General features: G+C 67.6%; 32 protein-coding genes. All 32 read right to left on the bottom strand.

What is annotated here, in order from left to right:
* Window positions 1-125: 125 nt before the first annotated feature.
* Window positions 126-659, bottom strand: coding sequence for a DUF1707 SHOCT-like domain-containing protein (locus ACLQ3F_RS13430; protein WP_425849295.1), 534 nt, complete (start codon window positions 657-659; stop codon window positions 126-128).
* 153 nt (window positions 660-812) lie between these two features.
* The gene (gene map, locus ACLQ3F_RS13425; protein WP_357207561.1) at window positions 813-1,664 is read right to left on the bottom strand and encodes a type I methionyl aminopeptidase; all 852 of its coding nucleotides are present in this window, start codon (window positions 1,662-1,664) and stop codon (window positions 813-815) included.
* Window positions 1,665-1,751: 87 nt separating this feature from the next.
* Window positions 1,752-2,405 carry an adenylate kinase gene (locus tag ACLQ3F_RS13420; protein WP_088950228.1) on the bottom strand — a complete coding sequence of 218 codons (654 nt, stop codon included), beginning with the start codon at window positions 2,403-2,405 and terminating at the stop codon, window positions 1,752-1,754.
* Window positions 2,406-3,734 carry a preprotein translocase subunit SecY gene (gene secY / locus ACLQ3F_RS13415; RefSeq protein WP_357207564.1) on the bottom strand — a complete coding sequence of 443 codons (1,329 nt, stop codon included), beginning with the start codon at window positions 3,732-3,734 and terminating at the stop codon, window positions 2,406-2,408.
* 232 nt (window positions 3,735-3,966) lie between these two features.
* Window positions 3,967-4,410, bottom strand: a complete 444-nt coding sequence (rplO, locus tag ACLQ3F_RS13410; RefSeq protein ID WP_030329906.1) for a 50S ribosomal protein L15 — start codon at window positions 4,408-4,410, stop codon at window positions 3,967-3,969.
* On the bottom strand, window positions 4,410-4,592 hold the full coding sequence (rpmD, locus tag ACLQ3F_RS13405; RefSeq protein ID WP_007465262.1) for a 50S ribosomal protein L30: 183 nt from the start codon (window positions 4,590-4,592) through the stop codon (window positions 4,410-4,412). Before rpmD ends, rplO begins: the two co-directional genes overlap by 1 nt.
* Entirely contained in the window at window positions 4,592-5,206 is a 615-nt protein-coding gene (gene rpsE / locus ACLQ3F_RS13400) for a 30S ribosomal protein S5 (protein WP_357206394.1), read from the bottom strand. The genes rpmD and rpsE overlap by 1 nt, the downstream gene beginning before the upstream one ends.
* Before the next feature lie 33 nt (window positions 5,207-5,239).
* A complete protein-coding gene (rplR, locus tag ACLQ3F_RS13395; protein WP_030329901.1) occupies window positions 5,240-5,629 on the bottom strand; it encodes a 50S ribosomal protein L18 in 390 nt (129 codons plus the stop codon).
* Window positions 5,626-6,168: a 50S ribosomal protein L6 gene (gene rplF / locus ACLQ3F_RS13390; protein ID WP_357206396.1), complete on the bottom strand. Its 543-nt coding sequence runs from the start codon at window positions 6,166-6,168 to the stop codon at window positions 5,626-5,628. Before rplF ends, rplR begins: the two co-directional genes overlap by 4 nt.
* Before the next feature lie 16 nt (window positions 6,169-6,184).
* Entirely contained in the window at window positions 6,185-6,592 is a 408-nt protein-coding gene (gene rpsH / locus ACLQ3F_RS13385) for a 30S ribosomal protein S8 (protein WP_007465270.1), read from the bottom strand.
* Between the two features lie 116 nt (window positions 6,593-6,708).
* Complete coding sequence (locus ACLQ3F_RS13380) at window positions 6,709-6,894, bottom strand: type Z 30S ribosomal protein S14 (RefSeq protein WP_007465272.1); 186 nt, start codon at window positions 6,892-6,894, stop codon at window positions 6,709-6,711.
* A gap of 1 nt (window position 6,895) precedes the next feature.
* Complete coding sequence (gene rplE, locus ACLQ3F_RS13375; protein WP_091402385.1) at window positions 6,896-7,462, bottom strand: 50S ribosomal protein L5; 567 nt, start codon at window positions 7,460-7,462, stop codon at window positions 6,896-6,898.
* Complete coding sequence (gene rplX / locus ACLQ3F_RS13370; protein WP_172899047.1) at window positions 7,462-7,782, bottom strand: 50S ribosomal protein L24; 321 nt, start codon at window positions 7,780-7,782, stop codon at window positions 7,462-7,464. Before rplX ends, rplE begins: the two co-directional genes overlap by 1 nt.
* On the bottom strand, window positions 7,779-8,147 hold the full coding sequence (gene rplN, locus ACLQ3F_RS13365) for a 50S ribosomal protein L14 (protein ID WP_007465279.1): 369 nt from the start codon (window positions 8,145-8,147) through the stop codon (window positions 7,779-7,781). Before rplN ends, rplX begins: the two co-directional genes overlap by 4 nt.
* Window positions 8,148-8,244: 97 nt before the next feature.
* Window positions 8,245-8,523, bottom strand: a complete 279-nt coding sequence (gene rpsQ / locus ACLQ3F_RS13360) for a 30S ribosomal protein S17 (protein WP_112584814.1) — start codon at window positions 8,521-8,523, stop codon at window positions 8,245-8,247.
* Window positions 8,520-8,756: a 50S ribosomal protein L29 gene (rpmC, locus tag ACLQ3F_RS13355; protein WP_007465283.1), complete on the bottom strand. Its 237-nt coding sequence runs from the start codon at window positions 8,754-8,756 to the stop codon at window positions 8,520-8,522. The genes rpsQ and rpmC overlap by 4 nt, the downstream gene beginning before the upstream one ends.
* Entirely contained in the window at window positions 8,756-9,181 is a 426-nt protein-coding gene (gene rplP / locus ACLQ3F_RS13350) for a 50S ribosomal protein L16 (RefSeq protein WP_053653940.1), read from the bottom strand. Before rplP ends, rpmC begins: the two co-directional genes overlap by 1 nt.
* Before the next feature lie 3 nt (window positions 9,182-9,184).
* Window positions 9,185-10,054 carry a 30S ribosomal protein S3 gene (gene rpsC, locus ACLQ3F_RS13345; RefSeq protein ID WP_091402401.1) on the bottom strand — a complete coding sequence of 290 codons (870 nt, stop codon included), beginning with the start codon at window positions 10,052-10,054 and terminating at the stop codon, window positions 9,185-9,187.
* Window positions 10,054-10,512, bottom strand: coding sequence for a 50S ribosomal protein L22 (gene rplV / locus ACLQ3F_RS13340; protein ID WP_007465297.1), 459 nt, complete (start codon window positions 10,510-10,512; stop codon window positions 10,054-10,056). Before rplV ends, rpsC begins: the two co-directional genes overlap by 1 nt.
* Before the next feature lie 42 nt (window positions 10,513-10,554).
* Window positions 10,555-10,836: a 30S ribosomal protein S19 gene (rpsS, locus tag ACLQ3F_RS13335; protein ID WP_007465299.1), complete on the bottom strand. Its 282-nt coding sequence runs from the start codon at window positions 10,834-10,836 to the stop codon at window positions 10,555-10,557.
* 12 nt (window positions 10,837-10,848) lie between these two features.
* A complete protein-coding gene (rplB, locus tag ACLQ3F_RS13330; RefSeq protein WP_053653944.1) occupies window positions 10,849-11,688 on the bottom strand; it encodes a 50S ribosomal protein L2 in 840 nt (279 codons plus the stop codon).
* Window positions 11,689-11,700: 12 nt separating this feature from the next.
* Window positions 11,701-12,003 (bottom strand): 50S ribosomal protein L23, encoded by a 303-nt coding sequence (gene rplW / locus ACLQ3F_RS13325; protein ID WP_007465304.1) that lies wholly within the window; start codon window positions 12,001-12,003, stop codon window positions 11,701-11,703.
* Window positions 12,000-12,650, bottom strand: coding sequence for a 50S ribosomal protein L4 (gene rplD, locus ACLQ3F_RS13320; RefSeq protein ID WP_030489587.1), 651 nt, complete (start codon window positions 12,648-12,650; stop codon window positions 12,000-12,002). The genes rplW and rplD overlap by 4 nt, the downstream gene beginning before the upstream one ends.
* Complete coding sequence (gene rplC, locus ACLQ3F_RS13315) at window positions 12,647-13,312, bottom strand: 50S ribosomal protein L3 (RefSeq protein ID WP_366612191.1); 666 nt, start codon at window positions 13,310-13,312, stop codon at window positions 12,647-12,649. Before rplC ends, rplD begins: the two co-directional genes overlap by 4 nt.
* Before the next feature lie 11 nt (window positions 13,313-13,323).
* Window positions 13,324-13,632, bottom strand: a complete 309-nt coding sequence (rpsJ, locus tag ACLQ3F_RS13310; protein WP_007073037.1) for a 30S ribosomal protein S10 — start codon at window positions 13,630-13,632, stop codon at window positions 13,324-13,326.
* Window positions 13,633-13,982: 350 nt separating this feature from the next.
* Complete coding sequence (gene tuf / locus ACLQ3F_RS13305; protein ID WP_030489585.1) at window positions 13,983-15,176, bottom strand: elongation factor Tu; 1,194 nt, start codon at window positions 15,174-15,176, stop codon at window positions 13,983-13,985.
* 212 nt (window positions 15,177-15,388) lie between these two features.
* Window positions 15,389-17,485 (bottom strand): elongation factor G, encoded by a 2,097-nt coding sequence (gene fusA, locus ACLQ3F_RS13300; protein ID WP_308193421.1) that lies wholly within the window; start codon window positions 17,483-17,485, stop codon window positions 15,389-15,391.
* A gap of 74 nt (window positions 17,486-17,559) precedes the next feature.
* A complete protein-coding gene (gene rpsG, locus ACLQ3F_RS13295) occupies window positions 17,560-18,030 on the bottom strand; it encodes a 30S ribosomal protein S7 (protein WP_030489583.1) in 471 nt (156 codons plus the stop codon).
* Window position 18,031: 1 nt separating this feature from the next.
* A complete protein-coding gene (rpsL, locus tag ACLQ3F_RS13290; protein WP_007465318.1) occupies window positions 18,032-18,406 on the bottom strand; it encodes a 30S ribosomal protein S12 in 375 nt (124 codons plus the stop codon).
* Window positions 18,407-18,914: 508 nt separating this feature from the next.
* Window positions 18,915-19,295, bottom strand: a complete 381-nt coding sequence (locus ACLQ3F_RS13285) for a hypothetical protein (RefSeq protein ID WP_425848942.1) — start codon at window positions 19,293-19,295, stop codon at window positions 18,915-18,917.
* Between the two features lie 685 nt (window positions 19,296-19,980).
* Window positions 19,981-20,349: a hypothetical protein gene (locus ACLQ3F_RS13280; RefSeq protein ID WP_210784125.1), complete on the bottom strand. Its 369-nt coding sequence runs from the start codon at window positions 20,347-20,349 to the stop codon at window positions 19,981-19,983.
* A gap of 95 nt (window positions 20,350-20,444) precedes the next feature.
* Window positions 20,445-24,332: a DNA-directed RNA polymerase subunit beta' gene (locus ACLQ3F_RS13275; protein WP_357207783.1), complete on the bottom strand. Its 3,888-nt coding sequence runs from the start codon at window positions 24,330-24,332 to the stop codon at window positions 20,445-20,447.
* Window positions 24,333-24,481: the final 149 nt, after the last annotated feature.

Below are 24,481 nucleotides of genomic sequence, written 5' to 3'. Positions count from 1 at the left end.
CTCCGAACCCACCCCCAGACCCTGTTGATCATGAAGTTGTTGTCACGACACGCCGTACTCGGCGGCAACAACTTCATGATCAACGAATCGCGGCGAGTTCGGCCGCGGGTTGGGGTTGGTGGGGTTCAGGGGGTTGGTTCGTCGTTGTCGGTTTTGAGGGCGCGCTTTGCCTGCCTGCGCTCCCGGCGGCGTTGGCGCTTGACGGCCTGGCGCTGGGGCTCCTTCGCAGCCAGCCCGCTGACCGTGCGGACCACCAGCACCGCGCCCCACGGCCCGGCGACCCAGGCCGGCCAGAAGTAGAGCAGGTGCTTGCTGAGCAACGACGTCACCGCCCAGATGGTCACCACGACGGCGATCACCCGCAGGTACGGGAACCACACCTCGGCCAGCCAGCGGGCGGTCACGCCCCTGCTGACGGCCGGATCGAGCTGGTCACCCAGCGGGCTCATCGTCGACCCGGCGACCGGCGCCAGGCCCGACCGCTGCGCCGGCGTCACCGGCGGCAGATCGGTCAGCAGGCCCTCGAGGTCGGCGTACGTGCGTGCCGCGTAGGCCTGCTGCAACCGCTCGTCGTACTCGTGCAGATCCAGTCGGCCCTCGTCGAGGGCGACCCGCAACCGGTCAGCCACCGCCGCACGGTCCGCGTCCGCGGCTCGCATCCCGTCGCGCCCGTCCATGCCGGCAAGCATGCCACCGTCGCGCCACTCCCGCCCGCCCCCGACAGCGGTCGATCATGAAGTTGTTGCCCGCCCCACCGGCGTGTCGGAGCTGAAACTTCATGATCAACGGCGCGACGCGGGGCCGGGATCGGACTAGAGAGTCTTTGTGGCCGCGGGTTGGCGGGCGGTCACCAGGTCGCCCAGGCGGGCCCGGCCACCGTCGAACGCGGTGAGCACCCAGACGCCGTCCGGCAGCAGCGCCATCGAGTGCTCGACGTGCGCGGCGACAGAGCCGTCCCGGGTGACGACCGTCCACCCGTCGGCCAACTCGACGGTACGCGGGGACGCCATGGTGATCATCGGCTCGATGGCCAGGGCCATCCCGGTGACCAGTCGCGGACCCTTGCCCGGCCGACCGTGATTGAGCACGTGCGGGTCCTGGTGCATCTCGGTGCCGATGCCGTGCCCGCCGTAGCCGTCGACGATGCCGTACCGGCCGCCCTTGCGGACAGCGGTCTCCACAGCGTGCGAGATGTCGGTGAGGCGTCCCTTGCCGCTGGCCGCACCACGCGCAGCGGCGGCGATACCGGCCCACATGGCGTCCTCAGCGACCTCGGCCATCTTCAGCAGCGCCGGGTCGACGTCACCGACCCCGACCGTGATCGCGGAGTCGCCGTGCCACCCGTCCAGCACCGCGCCGCAGTCGATGGAGATCAGGTCACCGGCCTGGAGCACCTGCTTGGGCGACGGGATGGCGTGCACGATCTGCTCGTTGACCGAGGAGCAGATCGACGCCGGAAAGCCGTGGTAGCCCTTGAACGACGGAACACCGCCCGCCTCACGGATGGTCGCCTCCGCGATGGCGTCCAGATCGGCGGTGCTCACACCGGGGGCGACAGCCTCCCGCATACGACGCAACGCCTCGGCCACCACCAGCCCGGCGGCCCGCATCTTCTCGATCTGGTCAGGGGTCTTCAGCTGGATGTCCAGCTGGGGACGACGCATGGAGCGGTTACCTTTCGTTGCCGAACAGCGGGGCACATAACGCGTACCCCGCTGTTCGCACTCTATCCGCCGTGGCCCGGCCGGACCTCAGCCGCCGTACGACCGCAGCGCGTCGATGGCCCGGGTGGTGACGTCCTCCACCGGCCCGGTGGCGTCGATCCCGACCAGCTTGCCCTGGGCGCCGTAGTAGTCGACCAGGGGTGCGGTCTTCTCGCTGTATTCGCGGAGCCGCGTGGCGATCGTCTCCGGCTTGTCGTCGTCGCGCTGGAACAGCTCGGCGCCGCAGCGGTCACAGATGCCAGGCCGGGTGGTGGCGTCGAACTCGACGTGCCAGATCTTGCCGCAGCCCCGGCAGGTGCGCCTGCCGGAGAGCCGCCGGATCACCTCGTCGTCGTCGACGACCAGCTCCAGGACCAGATCCAGGGCGGTGCCCAGATCGGCCAGGAGCTTGTCCAGAGCGGCAGCCTGCGGAGTCGTCCGCGGGAAGCCGTCGAGCAGGAAACCCTCGCTGGCGTCGGGCTCGGCCAGCCGGTCCCGGACCATGTTGATGGTGACCTCGTCCGGAACCAGCTCGCCCGCATCCATGTACCGCTTCGCCTCGACACCGAGCGGCGTGCCCTGGGTGACGTTCGACCGGAAGATGTCTCCGGTCGAAATCTTCGGCACCGAGAGGTGCGCGGCGATGAACTCGGCCTGCGTGCCCTTGCCCGCGCCCGGCGGGCCAACCAGAACGAGTCTCATCTACCGCAGGAACCCTTCGTAGTTCCGCTGCATGAGTTGGCTCTCGATCTGCTTCACGGTCTCCAGACCGACGCCGACCATGATGAGCACAGCGGTGCCGCCGAACGGGAAGTTCTGGTACTGCTGGTTGTCCAGCCAGATGAAGAAGAAGTTCGGCAGGATCGAGATGATGCCGAGGTAGAGCGCGCCCGGCAGGGTGATCCGGCTGAGGATGAAGTCCAGGTAGTCGGCGGTCGGCTTGCCCGGGCGGATACCCGGCACGAACCCGCCGTACTTCTTCATGTTGTCCGCGACCTCGGTCGGGTTGAACGTGATCGAGACGTAGAAGTACGTGAAGAAGATGATCAGCAGGAAGTAGACCGCGATGTAGATCGGGCTGCTCGGGTTGACCAGGTTGTTCTGGATCCACGACTGGGTCTTGCCCGGGTCGGTCTGGTCGAAGAACTGCAGCGCCAACTGCGGCAGGTAGAGCAGCGACGACCCGAAGATGACCGGGATCACACCCGCCTGGTTGACCTTGAGCGGGATGTAGGTCGAGGTGCCGCCGTACATCCGCCGGCCGATCATCCGCTTGGCGTACTGAACCGGGATCCGGCGCTGCGACTGCTCGATGAAGGTGACAGCGGTGATGACCACCAGGACCAGCGCGATGACCAGGGCGAACATGTCCCAGCCCTTGCTGGTCTTGATCTGCCAGCCCTCGCTGGGCAGCCGCGCCGCGATCGAGGTGAAGATCAGGACGGACATGCCGTTGCCGACGCCGCGGTCGGTGATCAGCTCACCGAGCCACATGACCATGCCGGTGCCGGCGGTCATCGTCATCACCAGGATGGTCAGGGTCAGCCAGTCCGGGATGCCGGTGCCGGTGGGGATGATCGGGAACTGGTCGCAGCGGTTCTGGAACAGCTGGCCCGAGCGGGCCAGCGCCACGAACGCCGAGGCCTGAAGCACACCGAGGCCGAGGGTCAGGTAGCGGGTGTACTGGGTGATCTTCGCCTGACCGGCCTGGCCCTCCTTGCGGAGCTGCTCCAGGCGGGGGATCACGACGGTCAGCAGCTGCAGGATGATCGACGCGGTGATGTAGGGCATGATGCCCAGCGCGAAGACCGAGAGCTGCAGCAGCGCTCCGCCGGAGAAGAGGTTGAGAAGGTTCACCACCCCGGTGGTGTCACCCTGGATGGTGTCGAGGCACTTCTGCACGTTGCCGTACGAGACGCCCGGGCTGGGGAGCGTTGCACCCAGCCGGTAGACCGCGATGATGCCTACTGTGAACAGCAGCTTCTTGCGCAGGTCAGGCGTACGGAACGCACTGAGAAAGGCGGACAGCAACTTCTTCCTCCTGCGCGAGGCGGGCCGCCGGTGATCCCTGGCGGGTCGGGGTGGATCACGGGCGAGTGCCCGCAATCCATGGCTGGGATGGGACTCTAACAGCCTCACCCCGGTCCGGGCAGATGTGCCCGACTACATAAATCGATTCCGATGTTACCGGGCGCTCACGGCCCAGGCAGACCATGGCGCCCGCCAGTTGCTCTCAACTGGACGGGCGCCATGGTCGTACGCCTTACAGCTCGGTGACGGAGCCACCGGCGGCAGCGATCTTCTCCTTGGCCGACGCACTGAACGCGTGCGCGGACACCTGGAGCGCCACACCGCCGAGATCCCCGGTACCGAGGACCTTGACCGGGTGACCCTTGCGGACCGCGCCGGACTCAACGAGCTCCAGCGGGCCGACCTGACCACCATTCGGGAACAGCTCAGCGAGTCGGTCCAGGTTGACAACCTGGAAGACCACCTTGAACTTGTTCTTGAAGCCCTTCATCTTCGGCAGGCGCATGTGGATGGGCATCTGCCCACCCTCGAACGCCGCCGAGATGTTCTTGCGGGCCTTGGAGCCCTTGGTACCGCGACCAGCGGTCTTGCCCTTGGAACCCTCACCGCGACCCACACGGGTCTTCGCGGTCTTGGAACCGGGCGCCGGGCGCAGGTGATGCACCTTGATCGTCATTACTCGACCTCCTCGACCTTCACGAGGTGGCTCACAGTGAAGATCATGCCGCGGATCTCGGGCCGGTCCTCCTTGACCACCACGTCGTTGATCCGCTTGAGACCGAGCGAACGCAGCGACTCACGCTGGTTGTGCTTGGTCCCGATACCGGACCGGAGCTGGGTGACCTTCAGGCGTGCCATCAGTTCGCCACCCCCGCACGCGACGCCAGCATGGCGGCCGGCGCGACGTCCTCCACCGGCAGACCACGACGCGCCGCGACCTGCTCGGGGGACTCAAGCCCCTTCAGGGCCGCCACGGTGGCGTGCACGATGTTGATCGGGTTCGACGAACCGAGGCTCTTGGAGAGCACGTCGTGGATCCCAGCGCACTCCAGCACGGCACGCACCGGTCCACCGGCGATGACACCCGTACCGGCCGAGGCCGGCTTGAGCAGCACCACACCAGCGGCGTCCTCACCCGTCACCGGGTGCGGGATCGACTGACCGATCCGCGGGACCTTGAAGAAGTGCTTCTTGGCCTCCTCGACACCCTTGGCGATGGCCGCGGGCACCTCCTTGGCCTTTCCGTAGCCCACGCCGACCGTGCCGTCGCCGTCGCCCACGATCACCAGGGCGGTGAAGCTGAAGCGACGACCACCCTTCACGACCTTGGCGACGCGGTTGATCGCGACGACCCGCTCAAGGTGCGGGGTCTTCTCGACGGGCGCGTTTCCGCGGCCGCCCTCACGGCGGTTGTCGCGGCGACCACCCTCGTTGCCACCGGACCCGCCGCCACGGCGCTGTTGACCTGGCATCAGCAGCCTTCCTTCTCTCTCGTGACGGGGTTGTTAGAACTCGAGCCCGGCTTCGCGGGCGGCGTCGGCAAGCGCGGCGACTCGCCCCGCGTACCGGTTGCCGCCGCGGTCGAAGACGACCTTGGAGACGCCGGCGGCCTTGGCCCGCTCGGCGAGCAGCGCGCCCACCTTGCCAGCCAGGGCGCTCTTGTCGCCCTCCGCACCGCGCAGCGAGGCGTCCAGGGTCGACGCCGACGCCAGGGTGTGACCCTTGGTGTCGTCGACGATCTGGGCGACCATGTGCCGCAGCGAGCGGGTGACGACCAGGCGCGGACGCTCGGCCGTACCGCTGACGTTCTTGCGGACGCGGAAGTGTCGACGCGCACGCCCAACGGCGCGCTTGGCGGCGACACCGCGGCGGCGCTTGAGCAGCGTGGCGCTCACTTCTTACCTGCCTTTCCAGCCTTGCGGCGGATGACCTCGCCCTGGTACTTGACGCCCTTGCCCTTGTAGGGCTCCGGCGGGCGGATCTTCCGGATGTTGGCGGCGACCTCACCGACCTGCTGCTTGTCGATGCCAGCCACGTGGAACAGGGTCGGCCGCTCCACCGTGAAGGTGATGCCCGCCGGGGCGGGGACGACCACCGGGTGCGAGAACCCGAGCGCGAACTCGAGGTCCGAACCCTTGGCGGTGACCCGGTAACCGGTGCCGGCGATCTCCAGGCTCTTGCGGTAGCCCTCGGTGACCCCGACGATCATGTTGGCAACCAGCGTACGGCTCAGGCCGTGGAGTTCCTTGGCCTTGCGCTCGTCGTTCGGCCGGTTGACGCTCAGCTGCCCATCCTCGGCCCGCTCGACCGTGATCGGCTCGGCGAGGGTGTGCTGGAGCTGGCCCTTGGGGCCCTTGACCTTGATGGTCTGCCCGTCGATCGTGATGTCGACGCCGGCTGGTACCGGGATCGACTTACGTCCAATTCGCGACATTTCTACCTGTCTCCCGTTACCAGACGAAGGCGAGGACTTCCCCGCCAACACTCCGCTTGCGGGCCTGCCGGTCGGTCAGCAGCCCCTGGGACGTCGAAATGATCGCCACGCCCAGCCCACCGAGCACCCGCGGGAGCCCGTCCGACTTGGCGTACACCCGGAGACCGGGCTTGGACACGCGCTTGATGCCGGCCAGGCTCCGCTCGCGGTTCTGGCCATACTTCAGCTCGACGACCAGTCGCTTGCCGACGGCGCCCTCCTCGGGCTCCTCGACCGACCAGGTGGCGATGTAACCCTCGGCCTTCAAGACCTCGGCGATGTTCGCCTTGATCTTGGAGTAGGGCATCTTCACCTGATCGTGGTACGCCTGGTTGGCGTTACGCAGACGCGTGAGCATGTCTGCGATCGGGTCGGTCATCGTCATGGATTTCGTCAGCCTTTCTCGCCGGGGTTCCCGGGGCATCAGCCCCGGGCCTACGGCGAAGAGCAATACCTAATCGGTGCAGGAGTTCCCGGCCGACGGCCGGGACGCGGTCGCCCTTACCAGGAAGCCTTGGACACGCCCGGCAGCTCACCGCGGTGAGCCATCTCCCGGATGCAGACCCGGCAGAGCCCGAACTTGCGGTAGACCGCCTTCGGACGCCCGCACCGCTGGCAGCGGGTGTACGCGCGAACCGAGAACTTCGGCTTCGCGGCCGCCTTGATGATCAGCGCCTTCTTGGCCATCTCAGTTCTCCTTGAACGGGAAGCCCAGGAGCTTGAGCAGCGCCCGGCCCTCGTCGTCGGTCGTGGCGGTCGTGACCACCGTGATGTCCATGCCCCGCTGGCGATCGATCCGGTCCTGGTCGATCTCGTGGAACACCGACTGCTCGGTCAGACCGAACGTGTAGTTGCCGTGCCCGTCCAGCTTGCGCCCGTCCAGACCGCGGAAGTCGCGGATACGCGGCAGCGCGATGGAGAGCAGCCGGTCCATGAACTCCCACATCCGGTCGCCGCGAAGGGTGACCTTCGCGCCGATCGGCATGCCCTCGCGGAGCTTGAACTGCGCGATGGACTTGGTCGCCCGCCGCACCTGCGGCTTCTGGCCGGTGATCGTGGCGAGGTCGCGGACCGCGCCGTCGATCAGCTTGGCGTCGCGAGCAGCCTCGCCGACACCCATGTTGACGACGATCTTGACCAGCCGCGGCACCTGCATGGGGTTGCCGTAGCTGCGCTGCTCACGCAGCTGGGCCACGATCTCGTTGCGGTACCGCTCCTTGAGGCGCGGCAGGGTCTTTTCGGTAGCCGTGGTCATCACAGGTCCTTACCGGTGCTACGCGCGATGCGGACCTTCTGGCCGTTGTCGTCGATCCGGTAACCGACGCGGGTCGGCTTGCCGTCGGAGTCCAGGACCTGCACGTTCGAGACGTGGATCGGGGCCTCCTGAGTGACGATGCCGCCGGTCTTGGCGCCACGCTGGGTGGTGCTGATGCGGGTGTGCTTCTTGACCCGGTTCACGCCCTCGACCAGGACCTTGTCCTGCCGCGGGTAGGCCTGAATGACCTTGCCCTTGGCACCCTTGTCCTTGCCGGCGATGACGACGACCGTGTCGCCCTTCTTGACCTTCACGGTCACAACACCTCCGGCGCGAGGGAAATAATCTTCATGAACCGCTTGTCCCGCAGCTCCCGGCCCACCGGGCCGAAGATACGGGTTCCACGCGGGTCCCCGCCGTCCTTGATGATGACGGCGGCGTTCTCGTCGAAGCGGATGTACGAGCCGTCCGGACGCCGCCTCTCCTTGGCCGTGCGAACGACGACAGCCTTGACGACGTCGCCCTTCTTCACACCGGCACCCGGGATCGCGTCCTTGACGGTGGCCACGATGACGTCGCCGATACTCGCGTAGCGCCGACCCGAGCCACCGAGAACCCGGATGCACAGGATCTCCCGAGCACCCGTGTTGTCGGCGACGCGCAGTCGCGACTCCTGCTGAATCACGTCTATCTCCTATGTCTGCCGGTTCTCCGGCCGCCGTAGCGGCCGGAGCCTGGCGGAACCAACGCCCGACGCAACGCCGGGCGAGCTCGAGCCTTCGCTACTTGGCCTTTTCCAGGATCTCCACGATCCGCCAACGCTTGGTGGCGCTCAGCGGCCGGGTCTCCATGATGAGAACCCGGTCACCGGTGCCAGCGGCGTTCTGCTCGTCGTGCACCTTCAGCTTGCTCGTACGGCGCATGATCTTGCCGTACAGAGCGTGCCGAACCCGGTCCTCGACCTCGACCACGACGGTCTTGTCCATCTTGTCGCTGACCACCAGGCCCTCACGGACCTTGCGGCGGGACCGCGCGGTGGCGGTGGCGGTGTCTTCGGTCATGATGCAGTCACCTCAGTCGGCGCGGCCGAGAGCCCCAGCTCGCGCTCGCGCATGATCGTGTAGATCCGGGCGATCTCCCGACGGATGACCTGCAACCGCCGGTTGTTGTCCAGCTGCCCGGTTGCGGCCTGCACGCGGAGGTTGAACAGCTCCGCCTTGGCCTCCCGCAGCTTCGTGACCAGCTCCTCTTCGGAGAGCTCACGCAGCTCGGTCGCCTTAACGCCCGCTGCCATCAGGATTCACCCACTTCGCGCGTAACAATGCGGCACTTCATCGGGAGCTTGTGGATCGCGCGACGCATGGCCTCTCGCGCGGTCTGCTCGTTGGGGAAGGACATCTCGAAGAGAACCCGCCCCGGCTTGACGTTGGCAACCCACCACTCGGGCGAACCCTTACCGGAACCCATCCGGGTCTCGGCAGGCTTCTTGGTGAGGGCCTGGTCCGGGAAGATCGTGATCCAGACCTTGCCACCACGCTTGATGTGGCGAGTCATCGCGATACGTGCCGACTCGATCTGCCGGTTCGTCACGTACGCCGGCTCGAGAGCCTGGATCCCGAACTCGCCGAACACCACCCGGTTACCACCCTTGGACGCGCCACTGCGGTCCGGGTGGTGCGGCTTGCGGAAGCCCTTCGGGGGCTTGCGCGGCATCAGCATCTGTCAGCCCTCCTGCTGCGTTTCTGCCGGAGCAGCAGTGGCGGCGACAGCTGCGCTGTCGACCGGCTCGCCGCTCGGCGTCTCGGCCTGCTGCGCGATGGTGGTCGCAGCAGCCCGACCGGCCTCGGTGCCACCAGCCGTGGTGCCGGACGAACCCGACCGGCCACGGCGCGGACGCTCGGGACGGTCGCCGCGCTCACCACGACGCGGGCGGGACGGACCGGCCTCGGCCGGAGCTTCCCGGCCCGGGACGGCGTCGCCCTTGTAGATCCAGACCTTCACACCGATCCGACCGAACGTGGTACGGGCCTCGAAGAAGCCGTACTCGATGTTGGCCCGCAGCGTGTGCAGCGGAACCCGGCCCTCACGGTAGAACTCGGTCCGGCTCATCTCGGCGCCGCCGAGGCGACCCGAGACCTGAACCCGGATGCCCTTGCAGACCGGGTTCTTCATCGCCGACTGCATGGCCTTGCGCATCGCCCGACGGAAGCTGACCCGGCTGGACAGCTGCTCGGCCACGCCCTGCGCGACCAGCTGAGCGTCCGACTCGGGGTTCTTCACCTCGATGATGTTCAGCTGAACCTGCTTGCCGGTGAGCTTCTCAAGCTCGCCGCGAATCCGGTCGGCCTCCGCACCCTTACGGCCGATGACGATGCCCGGCCGGGCGGTGTGGATGTCGACCCGGACCCGGTCGCGGGTGCGCTCGATGTCGACCTTGGAAATCCCGGCACGCTCGAGGCCCTTGGACATCATGCGGCGGATCTTGACATCCTCGCCGATGTAGTCCTTGTAGAGCTTGTCCGCGAACCAGCGGGACTTCCAGTCGGTCGAGATGCCGAGCCGGAACCCAGTGGGGTGAACCTTCTGACCCATTACTCGGCGTCCTCCGTCTTGCTCTGCGCTTCGGCCGGTGCGGCCTCCGTGGCCGGGGCGGCCTTCTTAGCCGCGGCCTTCCTCGGTGCTGCCGGCGCGACCGCTTCGACCGCCACGGTGATGTGGCACGTGCGCTTGCGGATGCGGTAGGCCCGACCCTGGGCCCGCGGCTGGAACCGCTTCATCGTCGGGCCCTCGTCCACGAAGGCCTCACTGACGAGCAGCGCGTCGGGGTCCAGCCGCTCGTTGTTCTCCGCGTTGGCGATCGCGCTAGCGAGCACCTTGTACACCTGCTCGCTCGCAGCCTGCGGCGCGAACTGCAGCACCGTGAGCGCCTCCTTCGCGGGCAGGCCGCGGACGAGGTTGACCACCCGGCGCGCCTTCATCGGCGAGATGCGCACGTGCCGCGCAACCGCCCGCGCGCCCGGAAGCACCGGAGCGTCGCCCTTTCCTGGCATCGCTGTAACCCCTTGTTCCCTCTATCCGTATGCCTGGCGGCGTCAGCGCCGACGGCTCTTCCGGTCGTCCTTCTCGTGACCCTTGAACGTGCGGGTCAGCGCGAACTCGCCGAGCTTGTGCCCGACCATCGCCTCGGTCACGAACACCGGGACGTGCTTGCGTCCGTCGTGCACGGCGATCGTGTGCCCCAGCATCTCGGGGATGATCGTCGAGCGCCGCGACCAGGTCTTGATCACGTTCTTGGAGCCCTTGTCGTTCTGAACTTCCACCTTCTTGAGCAGGTGGTCGTCGACGAACGGGCCCTTCTTCAGGCTGCGAGGCATGTCTTATCTCCCTCAGCCGCGCTTACGCGTGGCGTAGCGACGGCGGACGATCAGCCGGTCACTCGGCTGGCCCTTACGGCGGGTGCGGCCCTCGGGCTTACCCTGCGGGTTGACCGGGTGGCGACCACCGGAGGTCTTACCCTCACCACCACCGTGCGGGTGGTCGACCGGGTTCATGGCGACACCACGGACGGTCGGGCGCTTGCCCTTCCACCGCATACGGCCGGCCTTGCCCCAGTTGATGTTCGACTGATCGGCGTTGCCGATCTCGCCGACGCTGGCGCGGCAGCGCACGTCCACCCGCCGGATCTCGCCGGACGGCATACGCAGTGTCGCGTACGCGCCCTCGCGGCCGAGCAGCTGGATGCCGACGCCGGCGGAACGGGCCAGCTTGGCCCCGCCACCCGGACGCAGCTCCACGTTGTGGATCGTGGTACCGACCGGGATGTTGCGCAGCGGCAGGTTGTTACCCGGCTTGATGTCGGCGCCCGGACCGGACTCGACGCGGTCGCCCTGCTTCATGTCCTTCGGCGCGAGGATGTAGCGCTTCTCGCCGTCGGCGTAGTGCAGCAGCGCGATGCGCGCCGTGCGGTTCGGGTCGTACTCGATGTGAGCGACCTTCGCCGGCACGCCGTCCTTGTCGACCCGCTTGAAGTCGATCAGACGGTACTGACGCTTGTGACCGCCACCGTGGTGCCGCGTGGTGATCCGGCCGTGGGCGTTACGCCCGCCCTTCTTCGGCAACGGAGCCAGCAGCGACTTCTCCGGCGTGGACCGGGTGATCTCGGCGAAGTCCGCGACACTCGAGCCACGTCGGCCCGGCGTCGTCGGCTTGTACTTACGGATAGCCATTGTCTACACCCCTCAGCTGACCGGGCCGCCGAAGGCCTCGATACGGTCACCGTCAGCCAGCTTCACGATCGCCCGCTTGGTCGCCTTGCGCTGACCGAAGCCGGTCTTGGTGCGCTTGCGCTTACCCTGGCGGTTGAGCGTGTTGACCGTCAGGACGCGGACGTTGAAGATCTGCTGGATAGCGATCTTGATCTCGGTCTTGTTCGCGTCCGGGTGCACCAGGAAGGTGTACCAGTTCCGGTTCAGCTCGCTGTAGCTCTTCTCCGAGACGACCGGCGCCACGATGATGTCGCGCGGGTCGGCGATCGTGCTCACTTGCCACCCTCCTCGGTGGTCTCGGCGGGCACGCCCAGGAACTCGTCCAGGGCGTCCTTGGTGAAGACCACGTCGTCGGCCACGAGCACGTCGTACGTGTTCAGCTGGCCGGACTCGATCAGGTGCACGCGCGGCTCATTGCGCAGCGACACCCAGTTCAGCTCGTCGGTGCTGCTCAGCACGACCAGGACCCGACGGGCCTCGGTGAGCTTGGTCAGCGTGGCCAGGGCCGCCTTGGTCGACGGCTTCTCGCCCGAGACGAACGCCTCGACGACGTGCACCTGCCCGGCGCGGGCCCGGTCGGAGAGGGCACCCCGCAGAGCGGCGGCCTTCATCTTCTTCGGGGTCCGCTGGCTGTAGTCGCGCGGCACGGGACCGTGCACGACGCCACCGCCGGCGAACTGCGGCGCGCGGATCGAGCCCTGCCGGGCGCGACCGGTGCCCTTCTGCTTGTACGGCTTCTTGCCGCCACCGGCGACCTCGCCGCGGGTCTTGGCCTTGTGCGTGCCCTGTCGGGCCGCCGCGAGCTGGGCCACCACGACCTGGTGCATCAGCGCGACGTTGGCCTGCACGTCGAAGATGTCCTCCGGCAGCTCCACGGAGCCGCTGGTGGTGCCTTCGACGGTGCGCACGTCAACGGTGGTCACTTGGCCGCACCGCCCTTCTTCACCTTGCTCTTGGCCGCGGTACGGACCAGAACGAGCGCGCCCTTGGGACCAGGAATGGCACCCCGGACGAGCAGCAGGTTGTTCTCGGTGTCGACCGCCTGGACGGTGAGGTTCTGCACGGTGTACCGAACGCCACCCATACGGCCGGCCATCCGGGTGCCCTTGAAGACACGCCCCGGAGTGGCGCAGGCGCCGATGGAGCCGGGCGAGCGGTGCTTGCGCTCGACGCCGTGACCGGCGCCCAGGCCGTGGAAGCCGTGCCGCTTCATCGGGCCGGCGTAGCCCTTGCCCTTGGTCTTGCCGGTGACGTCGATGGTGACGCCGGCCGGGAACTCCTCGACAGTGACTTCCTGCCCGAGCGAGTATTCCCCGGCGTCAGTGGTGCGCAGCTCGACGATGTGCCGGCGCGGCGCCACGTCCGCCTTGGCGTAGTGCCCGCTGACCGGCTTCTTGACCTTGCGCGGGTCGATGGTGCCGTACGCGAGCTGGACCGCGGAGTAACCGTCCTTCTCGGCGCTACGAACCTGGCTGATGACGCACGGGCCGGCCTCGACCACGGTCACGGGAACAACGCGGTTGTTCTCCCAGACCTGGGTCATGCCGAGCTTGGCGCCCAGGATCCCCTTGACTTGCCTGTCCATTTGTCCGGTCCCTACAGCTTGATCTCGATGTCGACGCCAGCCGGCAGGTCGAGGCGCATGAGCGAGTCGACCGTCTTCGGGGTCGGGTCGATGATGTCGATCAGCCGCTTGTGAGTGCGCATCTCGAAGTGCTCGCGCGAGTCCTTGTACTTGTGCGGCGAGCGGATAACGCAGAAACGGTTGATCTCCGTGGGCAGCGGCACCGGGCCCGCGACCTGCGCCCCGGTGCGCGTCACCGTCTCGACGATCTTCCGAGCCGAGGAGTCGACGACCTCGTGGTCATAGGCCTTGAGCCGGATGCGGATCTTCTGTCCCGCCATGGTGGCTTCTGTTCCTTCTCTCGATGCCGCTGTGTTGCGGGCGCCTGTACCGGCTGGTACAGGCCCACTTCGCCGACCCCCGCGGTCGGGCGTGTCGCGCCCTCGGGCCGAGCTCCGCCCCTACGTACCGGAGTGGTGCTGACCGCACTGGGGGTCAAGGCGCCGATCGCACTACCGCGACCTGAACGCCGCGCGAGGGTGGTTGGCGACTGGGCCGCCAACCACCCTACGCTCGACTGCCTCGCCACCCGGAGGTTCAGCGAAAGCCGAACACAGGCGACGAACTGTCGTTACGCAACCTGACTAGTATGCCGCACGACCGGCGGCGGGTCTAATCGGGGTTACCTAGTTCACTTGTTAATCTTGGTGACGAACCCGGCGCCGACGGTGCGGCCACCCTCGCGGATCGCGAACTTGAGGTTCTCCTCCATGGCGATGGGCTGGATCAGCTTCACCGACATGGACGTGTTGTCACCCGGCATGACCATCTCGGTGCCCTCGGGGAGGGTGACGACACCGGTGACGTCCGTGGTCCGGAAGTAGAACTGGGGACGGTAGTTCTGGAAGAACGGGGTGTGACGGCCACCCTCCTCCTTGGAGAGGATGTAGACCGTCGCCTCGAACTCCGTGTGCGGGGTGTTCGAGCCCGGCTTCACGACGACCATGCCGCGCTCGACCTCGTCGCGCTTGGTACCACGCAGCAGCAGGCCGACGTTCTCACCTGCGCGGGCGTCGTCCAGGGTCTTCCGGAACATCTCGATCGCGGTGACCTTGGTCTTGAAGCTCTTCTCCTTGATACCGACGAGCTCAACATCCTCGTTCGGCAGGAGAACGCCGCGCTCCACGCGACCGGTGACGACGGTGCCACGACCGGTGATCGTGAAGACGTCCTCAACGGGCATCAGGAACGGCTTGTCAACCTCGCGCTCCGGCTGCGGGATCGAGGTGTCGACAGCGGTCATCAGGTCCAGCAGCTTGCCGGTCCACTCGGGGTCACCCTCGAGGGCCTTCAGCGCCGAAACCCGAACGACCGGCAGGTCGTCACCCGGGTACTCCTGCGAGGAGAGCAGCTCACGGACCTCGAGCTCGACGAGCTCCAGGAGCTCCTCGTCATCGACCATGTCGCTCTTGTTGAGCGCCACGACGATGTACGGCACACCGACCTGACGGGCCAGCAGCACGTGCTCGCGGGTCTGCGGCATCGGGCCGTCGGTCGCCGCGACCACCAGGATCGCGCCGTCCATCTGCGCGGCACCGGTGATCATGTTCTTGATGTAGTCGGCGTGCCCAGGGCAGTCGACGTGCGCGTAGTGCCGCGACTCGGTCTGGTACTCGACGTGCGCGATCGAGATCGTGATACCGCGGGCCTTCTCCTCCGGCGCCTTGTCGATCTCGTCGAACGGCGTGTAGGGGTTCAGGTCCGGGTACTGGTCGTGCAGGACCTTGGTGATGGCCGCCGTCAGCGTCGTCTTACCGTGGTCGATGTGACCAATGGTGCCGATGTTGACGTGCGGCTTAGTCCGCTCGAACTTAGCCTTCGCCACTGGTGTCCTCCTGTGGACTTCTTGGTTCGTACGCCCGGCGCGCCGGTCGGCGCTTAGGACTCTGTCGACAGCCTTTCCGGCCCGGAGGCCGGAGAGCCTTTGTGGGTTCTGCGGCGATGAAGCCTACAGGCCCGGTCTCACGCGATCCGATCGTGGTGGCCGCGGGCGGGTTAACCCTCCCGCGACCAACCACGAATCACCTGCTCAGAGCGCTACTCGCCCGTTGCCTTGGCGATGATCTCCTTCGCGACGCTCTGCGGAACCTCGGCGTAGGAGTCGAACTGCATGCTGTAGCTAGCCCGGCCCTGGGTCTTCGACCGCAGGTCGCCGACGTAGCCGAACATCTCCGACAACGGCACCAGGGCCCGGACGATGCGGGCGCCGCTGCGCTCCTCCATCGCCTGGATGATGCCGCGGCGGGAGTTGAGGTCACCGATGACGTCACCCATGTTCTCCTCAGGAGTGGTGACTTCAACGGCCATCATCGGCTCGAGCAGTGCCGGATCGGCCTTGCGGGCCGCGTCCTTCATCACCATCGAGCCGGCGATCTTGAATGCCATTTCCGACGAGTCGACCTCGTGGTACTGGCCATCCAGCAGGGTCAGCTTCACGCCGACCAGCGGGAAGCCCGCCAGGATGCCGTACTGCAGCGCGTCCTGCGCACCGGCGTCCACCGAGGGGATGAACTCCCGGGGGATGCGGCCGCCGCTGACGGCGTTGGCGAACTCGTAGGTCGGCGAGTCGTTGTCCAGCGGAAGCGGCTCGACGCTCACGATCACGCGGGCGTACTGGCCGGAACCACCGGTCTGCTTCTTGTGGGTGTACTCGACCTTGTCCACCTTGCGGCGGATGGTCTCGCGGTACGCCACCTGCGGCTTGCCGACGTTGGCCTCGACGTTGAACTCGCGGCGCATCCGGTCGACCAGGATGTCCAGGTGAAGCTCACCCATGCCGGAGATGACCGTCTGACCGGTCTCCTCGTCCAACTGGACGCGGAAGGTCGGGTCTTCCTCGGCCAGGCGCTGGATGGCCGTGCCCAGCTTCTCCTGGTCGGACTTGGTCTTCGGCTCGATCGCCACCGAGATGACCGGCTCCGGGAAGGTCATCGACTCCAGGATGACCGGGTTCGCCGGGTCGGAGAGAGTGTCGCCGGTGGTGGTCTGCTTGAGACCCTGCACGGCGATGATGTCGCCGGCCTGCGCCGACGGACGCTCTTCCCGCTTGTTGGCGTGCATCTGGTAGATCTTGCCGATGCGCTCCTTGCGGTCCTTGGTGGAGTTGACCACCTGGGAACCGGAATCGAGCGTGCCGGAGTAGACCCGCACGTAGGTGAGCTTGCCCAGGTGCTTGTCCGTCTGGATCTTGAAGGCCAGGCCGGAGAAGGGCTCCGAGTTGGACGGCTTACGCAGCAGCGGGGTCTCGCCGTCGGTGGCCGTACCCTCGATCGCCGGAACGTCCAGCGGCGACGGCAGGAAGTCGACAACGGCGTCGAGCATGGGCTGAACGCCCTTGTTCTTGAACGCCGAGCCGCAGAGCACCGGGTTGGCCTTGCCGGCGATGGTGGCACGCCGGATAGCGGCCTTGATCTCCTCGACGGAGATCTCGTCGCCCTCCAGGTACTTCTCCATCACCGCGTCGTCGACGTCGGCGAGGGTCTCCATCAGCTTCTCGCGCCACTCGGCAGCGGAGTCGGCCAGCTCGGCCGGGATCTCCTCGACCGCGTAGTCCTCACCCTTTTGGGTCTCCCCGCGCCAGGTGAGCGCGCGCATGCCGATCAGGTCGACGACACCGATGTGGTCACCCTCGAGCCCGATCGGGATCTGGAGCACCAGCGGGGTGGCGTTCAACCGGTCGATCATCATCTGCACGCAGCGGAAGAAGTCGGCGCCGGTCCGGTCGAGCTTGTTGACGAAGCACATACGCGGGACGTTGTACTTGTCGGCCTGCCGCCAGACGTTCTCCGTCTGCGGTTCCACGCCGGCGACACCGTCGTATACCGCTACCGCACCATCCAGGACCCGCAGCGACCGCTCGACCTCGACCGTGAAGTCGACGTGGCCGGGCGTGTCGATGATCTGGATCGTGTGGTCTTTCCACTCACACTTGGTAGCAGCGGAGGTGATGGTGATACCACGCTCCTGCTCCTGCTCCATCCAGTCCATGACGGCAGCGCCCTCGTGGACCTCACCGATCTTGTACGTGATGCCGGTGTAGAACAGGATTCGCTCGGTGGTCGTGGTCTTACCGGCATCGATGTGCGCCATGATGCCGATGTTGCGTACCTTGGCGAGCGCGTCTGCGGCGGCCACTTCAATCCCTACTTATCGTCGTCTCGACACAACTGGTGGCGGTTCCGGCGCCCGGAGGCGCCGGAACCAGGGTGTTACCAGCGGTAGTGCGCGAAGGCCTTGTTCGACTCGGCCATCTTGTGCGTGTCCTCGCGCCGCTTGACGGCGGCACCGAGGCCGTTGCTCGCGTCCAGCAGCTCGTTCATCAGCCGCTCGACCATCGTCTTCTCGCGCCGGGCGCGGGAGTACGTGACCAGCCAGCGCAGGCCCAGCGTGGTCGCCCGGGTCGGGCGGACCTCGACCGGCACCTGGTAGGTGGCGCCACCGACACGACGGCTGCGCACCTCGAGGGTCGGCTTGACGTTGTCCATCGCCCGCTTGAGGGTGACGACCGGGTCGGTGCCGGACTTCTCGCGGCAGCCCTCGAGGGCCGCGTACACGATGGTCTCGGCGAGCTGACGCTTGCCGCGGAGCAGGATCTTGTTCACCAACTGGGTGACCAGCGGCGAGTTGTACACCGGGTCAGCGACCAGTGGCCGCCGCGGAGCGGGTCCTTTACGCGGCATGTCAGCTCTTCTCCTTCTTCGCGCCGTAACGGCTGCGCGCCTGCTTGCGGTTGCGGACGCCCTGGGTGTCCAGCGAGCCGCGAACGATCTTGTAACGCACGCCGGGGAGGTCCTTCACCCGGCCGCCGCGAACGAGCACGATCGAGTGCTCCTGCAGGTTGTGACCGACGCCGGGGATGTAGGCGGTCACCTCGATCTGGCTGCTGAGCTTCACGCGAGCGACCTTGCGCAGCGCCGAGTTCGGCTTCTTCGGGGTGGTGGTGTACACGCGGGTGCACACGCCGCGCCGCTGAGGGGAACCCTTCAGCGCCGGGGTCTTGGTCTTGGTCGTCTTCGCCTGGCGGCCCTTTCGGACCAGCTGCTGGATCGTGGGCACCGGGTTTCTCCGCTCCCTTCGGCCGCATCCGCGGCCGCGCCGTCTGCTCGTTAGCCGGCCTGATGACCGGCTCTCCTACATTCCGACCAGGGTCGCCTTGCGGAGACCCCGGCACCCGCGGTCGGGCGTGTCGCCCTCGTCACGGCCCCGTTGCGACGCTCTCGCGTTCGTACCGGGTTTTGTCACCGGCGCGCGGGTCGCCCCGCTCCGGATCCTTGGCTTGTCGTGCCGCCGTCCGTAAGCCGGAAACAGCGCACGCACGAGTTGCCCGGGCATGCCCGGGCACAAGGGGAAAGAGTACCTACCACAACCGCCCAGGTCAAAACGGAATGGCCCGGCGACTGTCTCACACCAGCCGGCCGGATCCCGTCCTGCCCCGTCGCCCGCGATGGGCACCTACGAATACAAGTGTACCGGCTTCCCCGCAGAAGCACCCATCGCCCCCGGGGTGACCGGAAGCCTTCCGCGGAAAACCGCCGTCAGGTGCCGGATCTGTCGGTGATCACCCTCACGTCAGTGTGAGAAGCAGGGCAAGACCCAGGCCCAGCAGGCTGAGCAGCGCCCCCGCCGCGCCGCAGCTGATCCCTGCCATCGCCAGCCCGCGACCGGTGAACTGGACCGCGGAGGGGGCGGTCGGCCGCCGGATCTGTCGCCGGCCGAGCAGCCCGATGATGACCGCCGCCCCGCCGGCCAGCACACCCAGCGCGGCGAAAGCCCCAGAGGCCCAGGCCCCGCCGTCGTTCTTGAAAGCCACTCCGAAGCAGATCACCAGCAGTGAGACCAGAAGTGAGGCGATCCCCGCAACCAGCGCCCCGATGGCCAGCCCGGAGGTGACCGGTGCCACGTCCAGGTGCACGACGCCGAACGGCGTACCCGAAACCGCCTCCACCCGCTTCGGCGGCCGGCGTTGGTCGTCGGTGGGCGGCGGTACGGAACGCCCCGGTGCGCCACCACCCCACCCGGGACCGTGCCCCGGCGGCGGCGGTCCCCAGCCGGGCGGCGGCCCGGACGACGGCGGGCCCCAGCCGGGCGGCGCAGACGGCCCGGACGGCGACGGGCCCCACCCGGGCGGCGCAGACGGCGCAGACGGGTACGGACCCCAGCCTGGAGGCACAGCCGGTGCGGACGAGGACGGGCCCCAGCCGTACGGCACTCCCGAACCAGCCGGCGGCGGGCCCCAGCCGGGCGGCGCACCCGGCCCGGAGGTGGGCGGGCCCCAGACCTGCGGCGTCGAGGTCGGTGCGCTGGAGGCCGGGTACGGCTGGTCGGAGCCGGGCGTCGTGGTGGCGCCCCAGCCGTTCGGACCCGAACCGGGAGGCGGCGTCGCAGGGGGCTGCGGGCCCGGGTTGGACGCCGGCTGGTGGGTCTCGTCGCTCGGGCCGGGTCGCGCCCAGTCGCTCGGCTCGGGTGGCGGAGCCGGCACGTCCGGCGGGCCGGCCGGTTCGTCCGCAGGGGGCCGCGCCGGTTCCGTCACGAGGTCCTCCTGTCGAAAGGCCGCCACCGTCACACGGTGGACACCGGCCAGGCTACCGCCGGCAGCACCGCCGCCCGCGCCGGGCGCGGCCACCGGTGGCTCAGTCCATGTTCGCGGGGTAGTCGTGGCCGAACGGGGCGCCGGCCAACCGGACCACCCCGATGACCACAGCGGCCACGACGCTGACCGCGACCAGCACCAGGCCCGTCCAGGCCATCCACTCCCCGCGCCGCAGCCAGACGCCACCGGTCAGGAAACCCCCTGAGGCGTACGCCTCCCGGCGCGCCTGCCGGGCCAGTTGCAGGGCCACAGTGGCCGGCACCACGCCACCGATGAACAACCCGGTCAGCATGCCGAGCAGGCCCAGCGCGAAGACCGCCCGTGCCTTCGTGGCGCGGGCCGGGTCCGGGTCGAGCGGGTGGCGCACGCCCTGCTGGGCGACGGACACCTGCCCGGGTGCGGTCGTCATCCCCCCATCATGCCGAACCCGGCGCAAGCGGTGGGTTGGCACGGACACGACGAGGCCCCCGGCTTTCACCGGGGGCCTCGTCGTGTGACTGGTGCTTAGCGGTACGACCCGAAGTCGAAGTCGTCCAGCGGCACTGCCTGCCCGCCGGCCGGCCCGAACCCGTAGTCGGTCTCCGGGTAACCGGTCATCGAGTAGACCTTGGCCTTGGCCTCCTCGGTCGGCTCGACCCGGACGTTGCGGTACTTGCTGATGCCGGTACCGGCCGGGATGAGCTTTCCGATGATCACGTTCTCCTTGAGGCCGACCAGCGAGTCGCTGCGCGAGTTGATCGCAGCGTCGGTCAGCACCCGGGTGGTCTCCTGGAAGGAGGCCGCCGAGAGCCAGGAGTCGGTGGCCAGCGAGGCCTTGGTGATACCCATCAGCACCGGACGACCAGCGGCGGGCTCGCCGCCCTCCGAGACGAGCCGGCGGTTCTCCGACTCGAACAGCGCCCGGTCGACGAGCACACCCGGCAGGAACTCGGTCGAGCCGGAGTCGATGACCGTCACCCGCTTGAGCATCTGGCGGATGATGATCTCGATGTGCTTGTCGTGGATGAGCACACCCTGCGAGCGGTAGACCTCCTGGACCTCACTGGTCAGGTGGACCTGGACCGCCCGCGGACCCATGATCCGCAGCAGCTCGTGCGGGTCGATGGTGCCCTCGGTCAGCTTCTCGCCGACCGCGACGTGACCGCCGTCGTGGGTACGGAGCTTGACCCGCTTCGAGATCTTGTCGTAGACGATCTCTTCGCTGCCGTCGTCCGGCACCACGATGATCTTGCGCGAGCGCTCGCCGTCCTCGATCCGGATCCGACCGGGGGTGTCGGCGATGGGCGCCTTACCCTTCGGGACCCGAGCCTCGAAGATCTCCTGAACACGCGGCAGACCCTGGGTGATGTCCTCACCCGCGACACCACCGGTGTGGAAGGTACGCATCGTCAGCTGCGTACCGGGCTCACCGATGGACTGGGCGGCGATGATGCCGACCGCCTCGCCGATGTCGACCGACTTACCGGTCGGCAGCGACCGGCCGTAGCAGGCCGCGCAGACGCCCAGCTTCGACTCGCAGGTGAGCACGCTGCGCACCCGGACCGTCTCCACACCAGCGGCGACAATCTTGTCGACCCCGATGGAGTTGATGTCCTGACCGCGCTCGGCCACCACGGTGCCGTCCGGCCCCTTGATGTCGTCCGCGAGCGTACGGGCGTGCACGCTGGTCTCGGCGTGGGTGTGGACGACGAGCTTGCCGTCCAGCTTCTCGCCGATCTGCATCGGGATCGCCCGGTCGGTGCCGCAGTCCTCTTCGCGGATGATGACGTCCTGCGAGACGTCCACCAGACGACGGGTCAGGTAACCCGAGTCGGCGGTCCGCAGCGCGGTGTCGGCAAGACCCTTACGGGCACCGTGCGTGGAGATGAAGTACTCCAGCACGGACAGACCCTCCCGGTAGCTGGCCTTGATCGGCCGCGGGATGATCTCGCCCTTGGGGTTGGCCACCAGACCACGGATCGCCGCGATCTGCCGGAGCTGGAGCAGGTTACCGCGAGCACCCGAGTTGATCATCTTCCACAGCGGGTTCTCCTGCGGCAGCGCGGTGTCCATCTCCTTGGCGACCTCGTTGGTCGCCTTGGTCCAGATCTCGATGAGCTCGCCGCGACGCTCCTCGGCGGTCATCAGACCACGCTGGTACTGCTTGTCGATCTGGTCGGCGTCCTTCTCGTACTTCGCCAGGATCTCCGCCTTACGCGGCGGAGCGATGACGTCCTCCATGCCGATCGTCACGCCGGACCAGGTGGCCCAGTGGAAACCGGCCTCCTTGAGCCCGTCCAGGGTGGCGGCCAGCGCCACCTTGGGGAAGCGCTCGGCGAGGTCGTTGACGATCGCGGAGAGCTGACCCTTGCGGATCTCGTAGTTCACGAAGCGGTAGCCCTGCGGCAGCGTCTCGTTGAACAGCACCCGGCCCAGGGTGGTCTCCACGGTCAGCGGGTCACCCTCGACCCAGCCCTCCGGGGCGGTCCACGCCTCGGCACCAGAGCCGTTGTCGACCCCGACCACGTCACGCAGACGGATCTTCACCGGCGCCTGCAGGTGCAGCTCGCCGTTGTCGAAGGCCATCCGCGCCTCGGCGTCCGAGCTGAACGCCCGGCCCTCGCCCTTCTCACCGGCGGTGAGGTGGGTGAGGTGGTACAGACCGATGACCATGTCCTGGGTAGGCATGGTGACCGGCTTACCGTCGGCCGGCTTGAGGATGTTGTTCGACGACAGCATCAGGATCCGCGCCTCGGCCTGAGCCTCGGCGGACAGCGGCACGTGCACCGCCATCTGGTCACCGTCGAAGTCGGCGTTGAACGCGGTGCAGACCAGCGGGTGGATCTGGATCGCCTTGCCCTCGACCAGCTGCGGCTCGAAGGCCTGGATGCCCAGGCGGTGCAGGGTCGGCGCCCGGTTGAGCAGCACCGGGTGCTCGCCGATGACCTCTTCCAGCACGTCCCACACGACCGGGCGCTGACGCTCGACCATCCGCTTGGCGGACTTGATGTTCTGTGCGTGGTTGAGGTCGACCAGCCGCTTCATCACGAAGGGCTTGAACAGCTCCAGCGCCATCTGCTTGGGCAGACCGCACTGGTGCAGCTTGAGCTTCGGGCCGACCACGATGACCGAACGGCCGGAGTAGTCGACGCGCTTGCCCAGCAGGTTCTGGCGGAACCGGCCCTGCTTGCCCTTGAGCATGTCAGACAGCGACTTGAGCGGGCGGTTACCCGGGCCGGTGACCGGCCGGCCGCGACGGCCGTTGTCGAACAGCGCGTCGACGGCCTCCTGGAGCATCCGCTTCTCGTTGTTGACGATGATCTCGGGCGCGCCGAGGTCGATCAGCCGCTTGAGGCGGTTGTTCCGGTTGATCACGCGGCGGTACAGGTCGTTCAGGTCGGAGGTCGCGAAGCGGCCACCGTCGAGCTGCACCATCGGGCGCAGGTCCGGCGGGATGACCGGGACGCAGTCCAGCACCATGCCGAGCGGGGAGTTGCGGGTGTTCAGGAACGCCGCGACGACCTTGAGTCGCTTGAGCGCCCGGATCTTCCGCTGACCCTTGCCGGACCGGATGGTCTCCCGCAGGCTCTCGGCCTCGGCGTCGAGGTCCATGTTCTGGACCAGCGCCTTGATCGCCTCGGCGCCCATGGAACCGGTGAAGTACTCACCGAACCGGTCGCGCAGCTCGCGGTAGAGCAGCTCGTCGGTGACCAGCTGCTTCGGCTCCAGCTTGCGGAAGGTGTCCAGCACCTCGTCCAGGCGGTCGATCTCGCGCTGGGCCCGGTCGCGGATCTGGCGCATCTCGCGCTCTCCGCCCTCCTTGACCTTGCGCCGGACGTCCGCCTTGGCACCCTCGGCCTCCAGCTCGGCCAGGTCGGCCTCGAGCTTGGCGGCCCGCTTCTCGATCTCCGAGTCGCGGCTGTTCTCGGACTGCCGCTTCTCAGCCAGGATCTCGTTCTCGATCGTCGAGAGGTCGCGGTGACGCGACTCCGCGTCCACGCTCGTCACGACGTACGAGGCGAAGTAGATGATCTTCTCGAGGTCCTTGGGAGCGAGGTCCAGCAGGTAACCCAGCCGGCTCGGAACGCCCTTGAAGTACCAGATGTGGGTCACCGGAGCGGCGAGCTCGATGTGCCCCATCCGCTCACGGCGGACCTTGGAGCGAGTCACCTCGACGCCGCAGCGCTCACAGATGATGCCCTTGAACCGAACGCGCTTGTACTTACCGCAGTAGCACTCCCAGTCCCGCTGCGGACCGAAGATCTTCTCGCAGAAGAGCCCGTCCTTTTCCGGCTTCAGGGTGCGGTAGTTGATCGTCTCAGGCTTCTTGACCTCGCCGTGCGACCACTGACGGATGTCGTCGGCGGTGGCGAGACCAATGCGCAGCTCGTCGAAGAAGTTGACGTCGAGCACTATGTCCCCTATGTCGTCGTCTGTACTGCTAATTCTCGGGTGGGGTCGGGGGGCGGCGAGCCCGCCCCCCCCCCCGAAACAAAGAACACATCGACCCAGGACGGCTCGCGGCCGGTCCGGGGGTTGACCAGCTCCACAACGGCCCCGAA

This window comes from Micromonospora sp. DT15 (assembly GCF_049841475.1).
GTDB lineage: Bacteria > Actinomycetota > Actinomycetes > Mycobacteriales > Micromonosporaceae > Micromonospora.
Note: the sequence above shows the minus strand (reverse complement) of the source record. Positions and strands in the feature narration are given on the sequence as shown.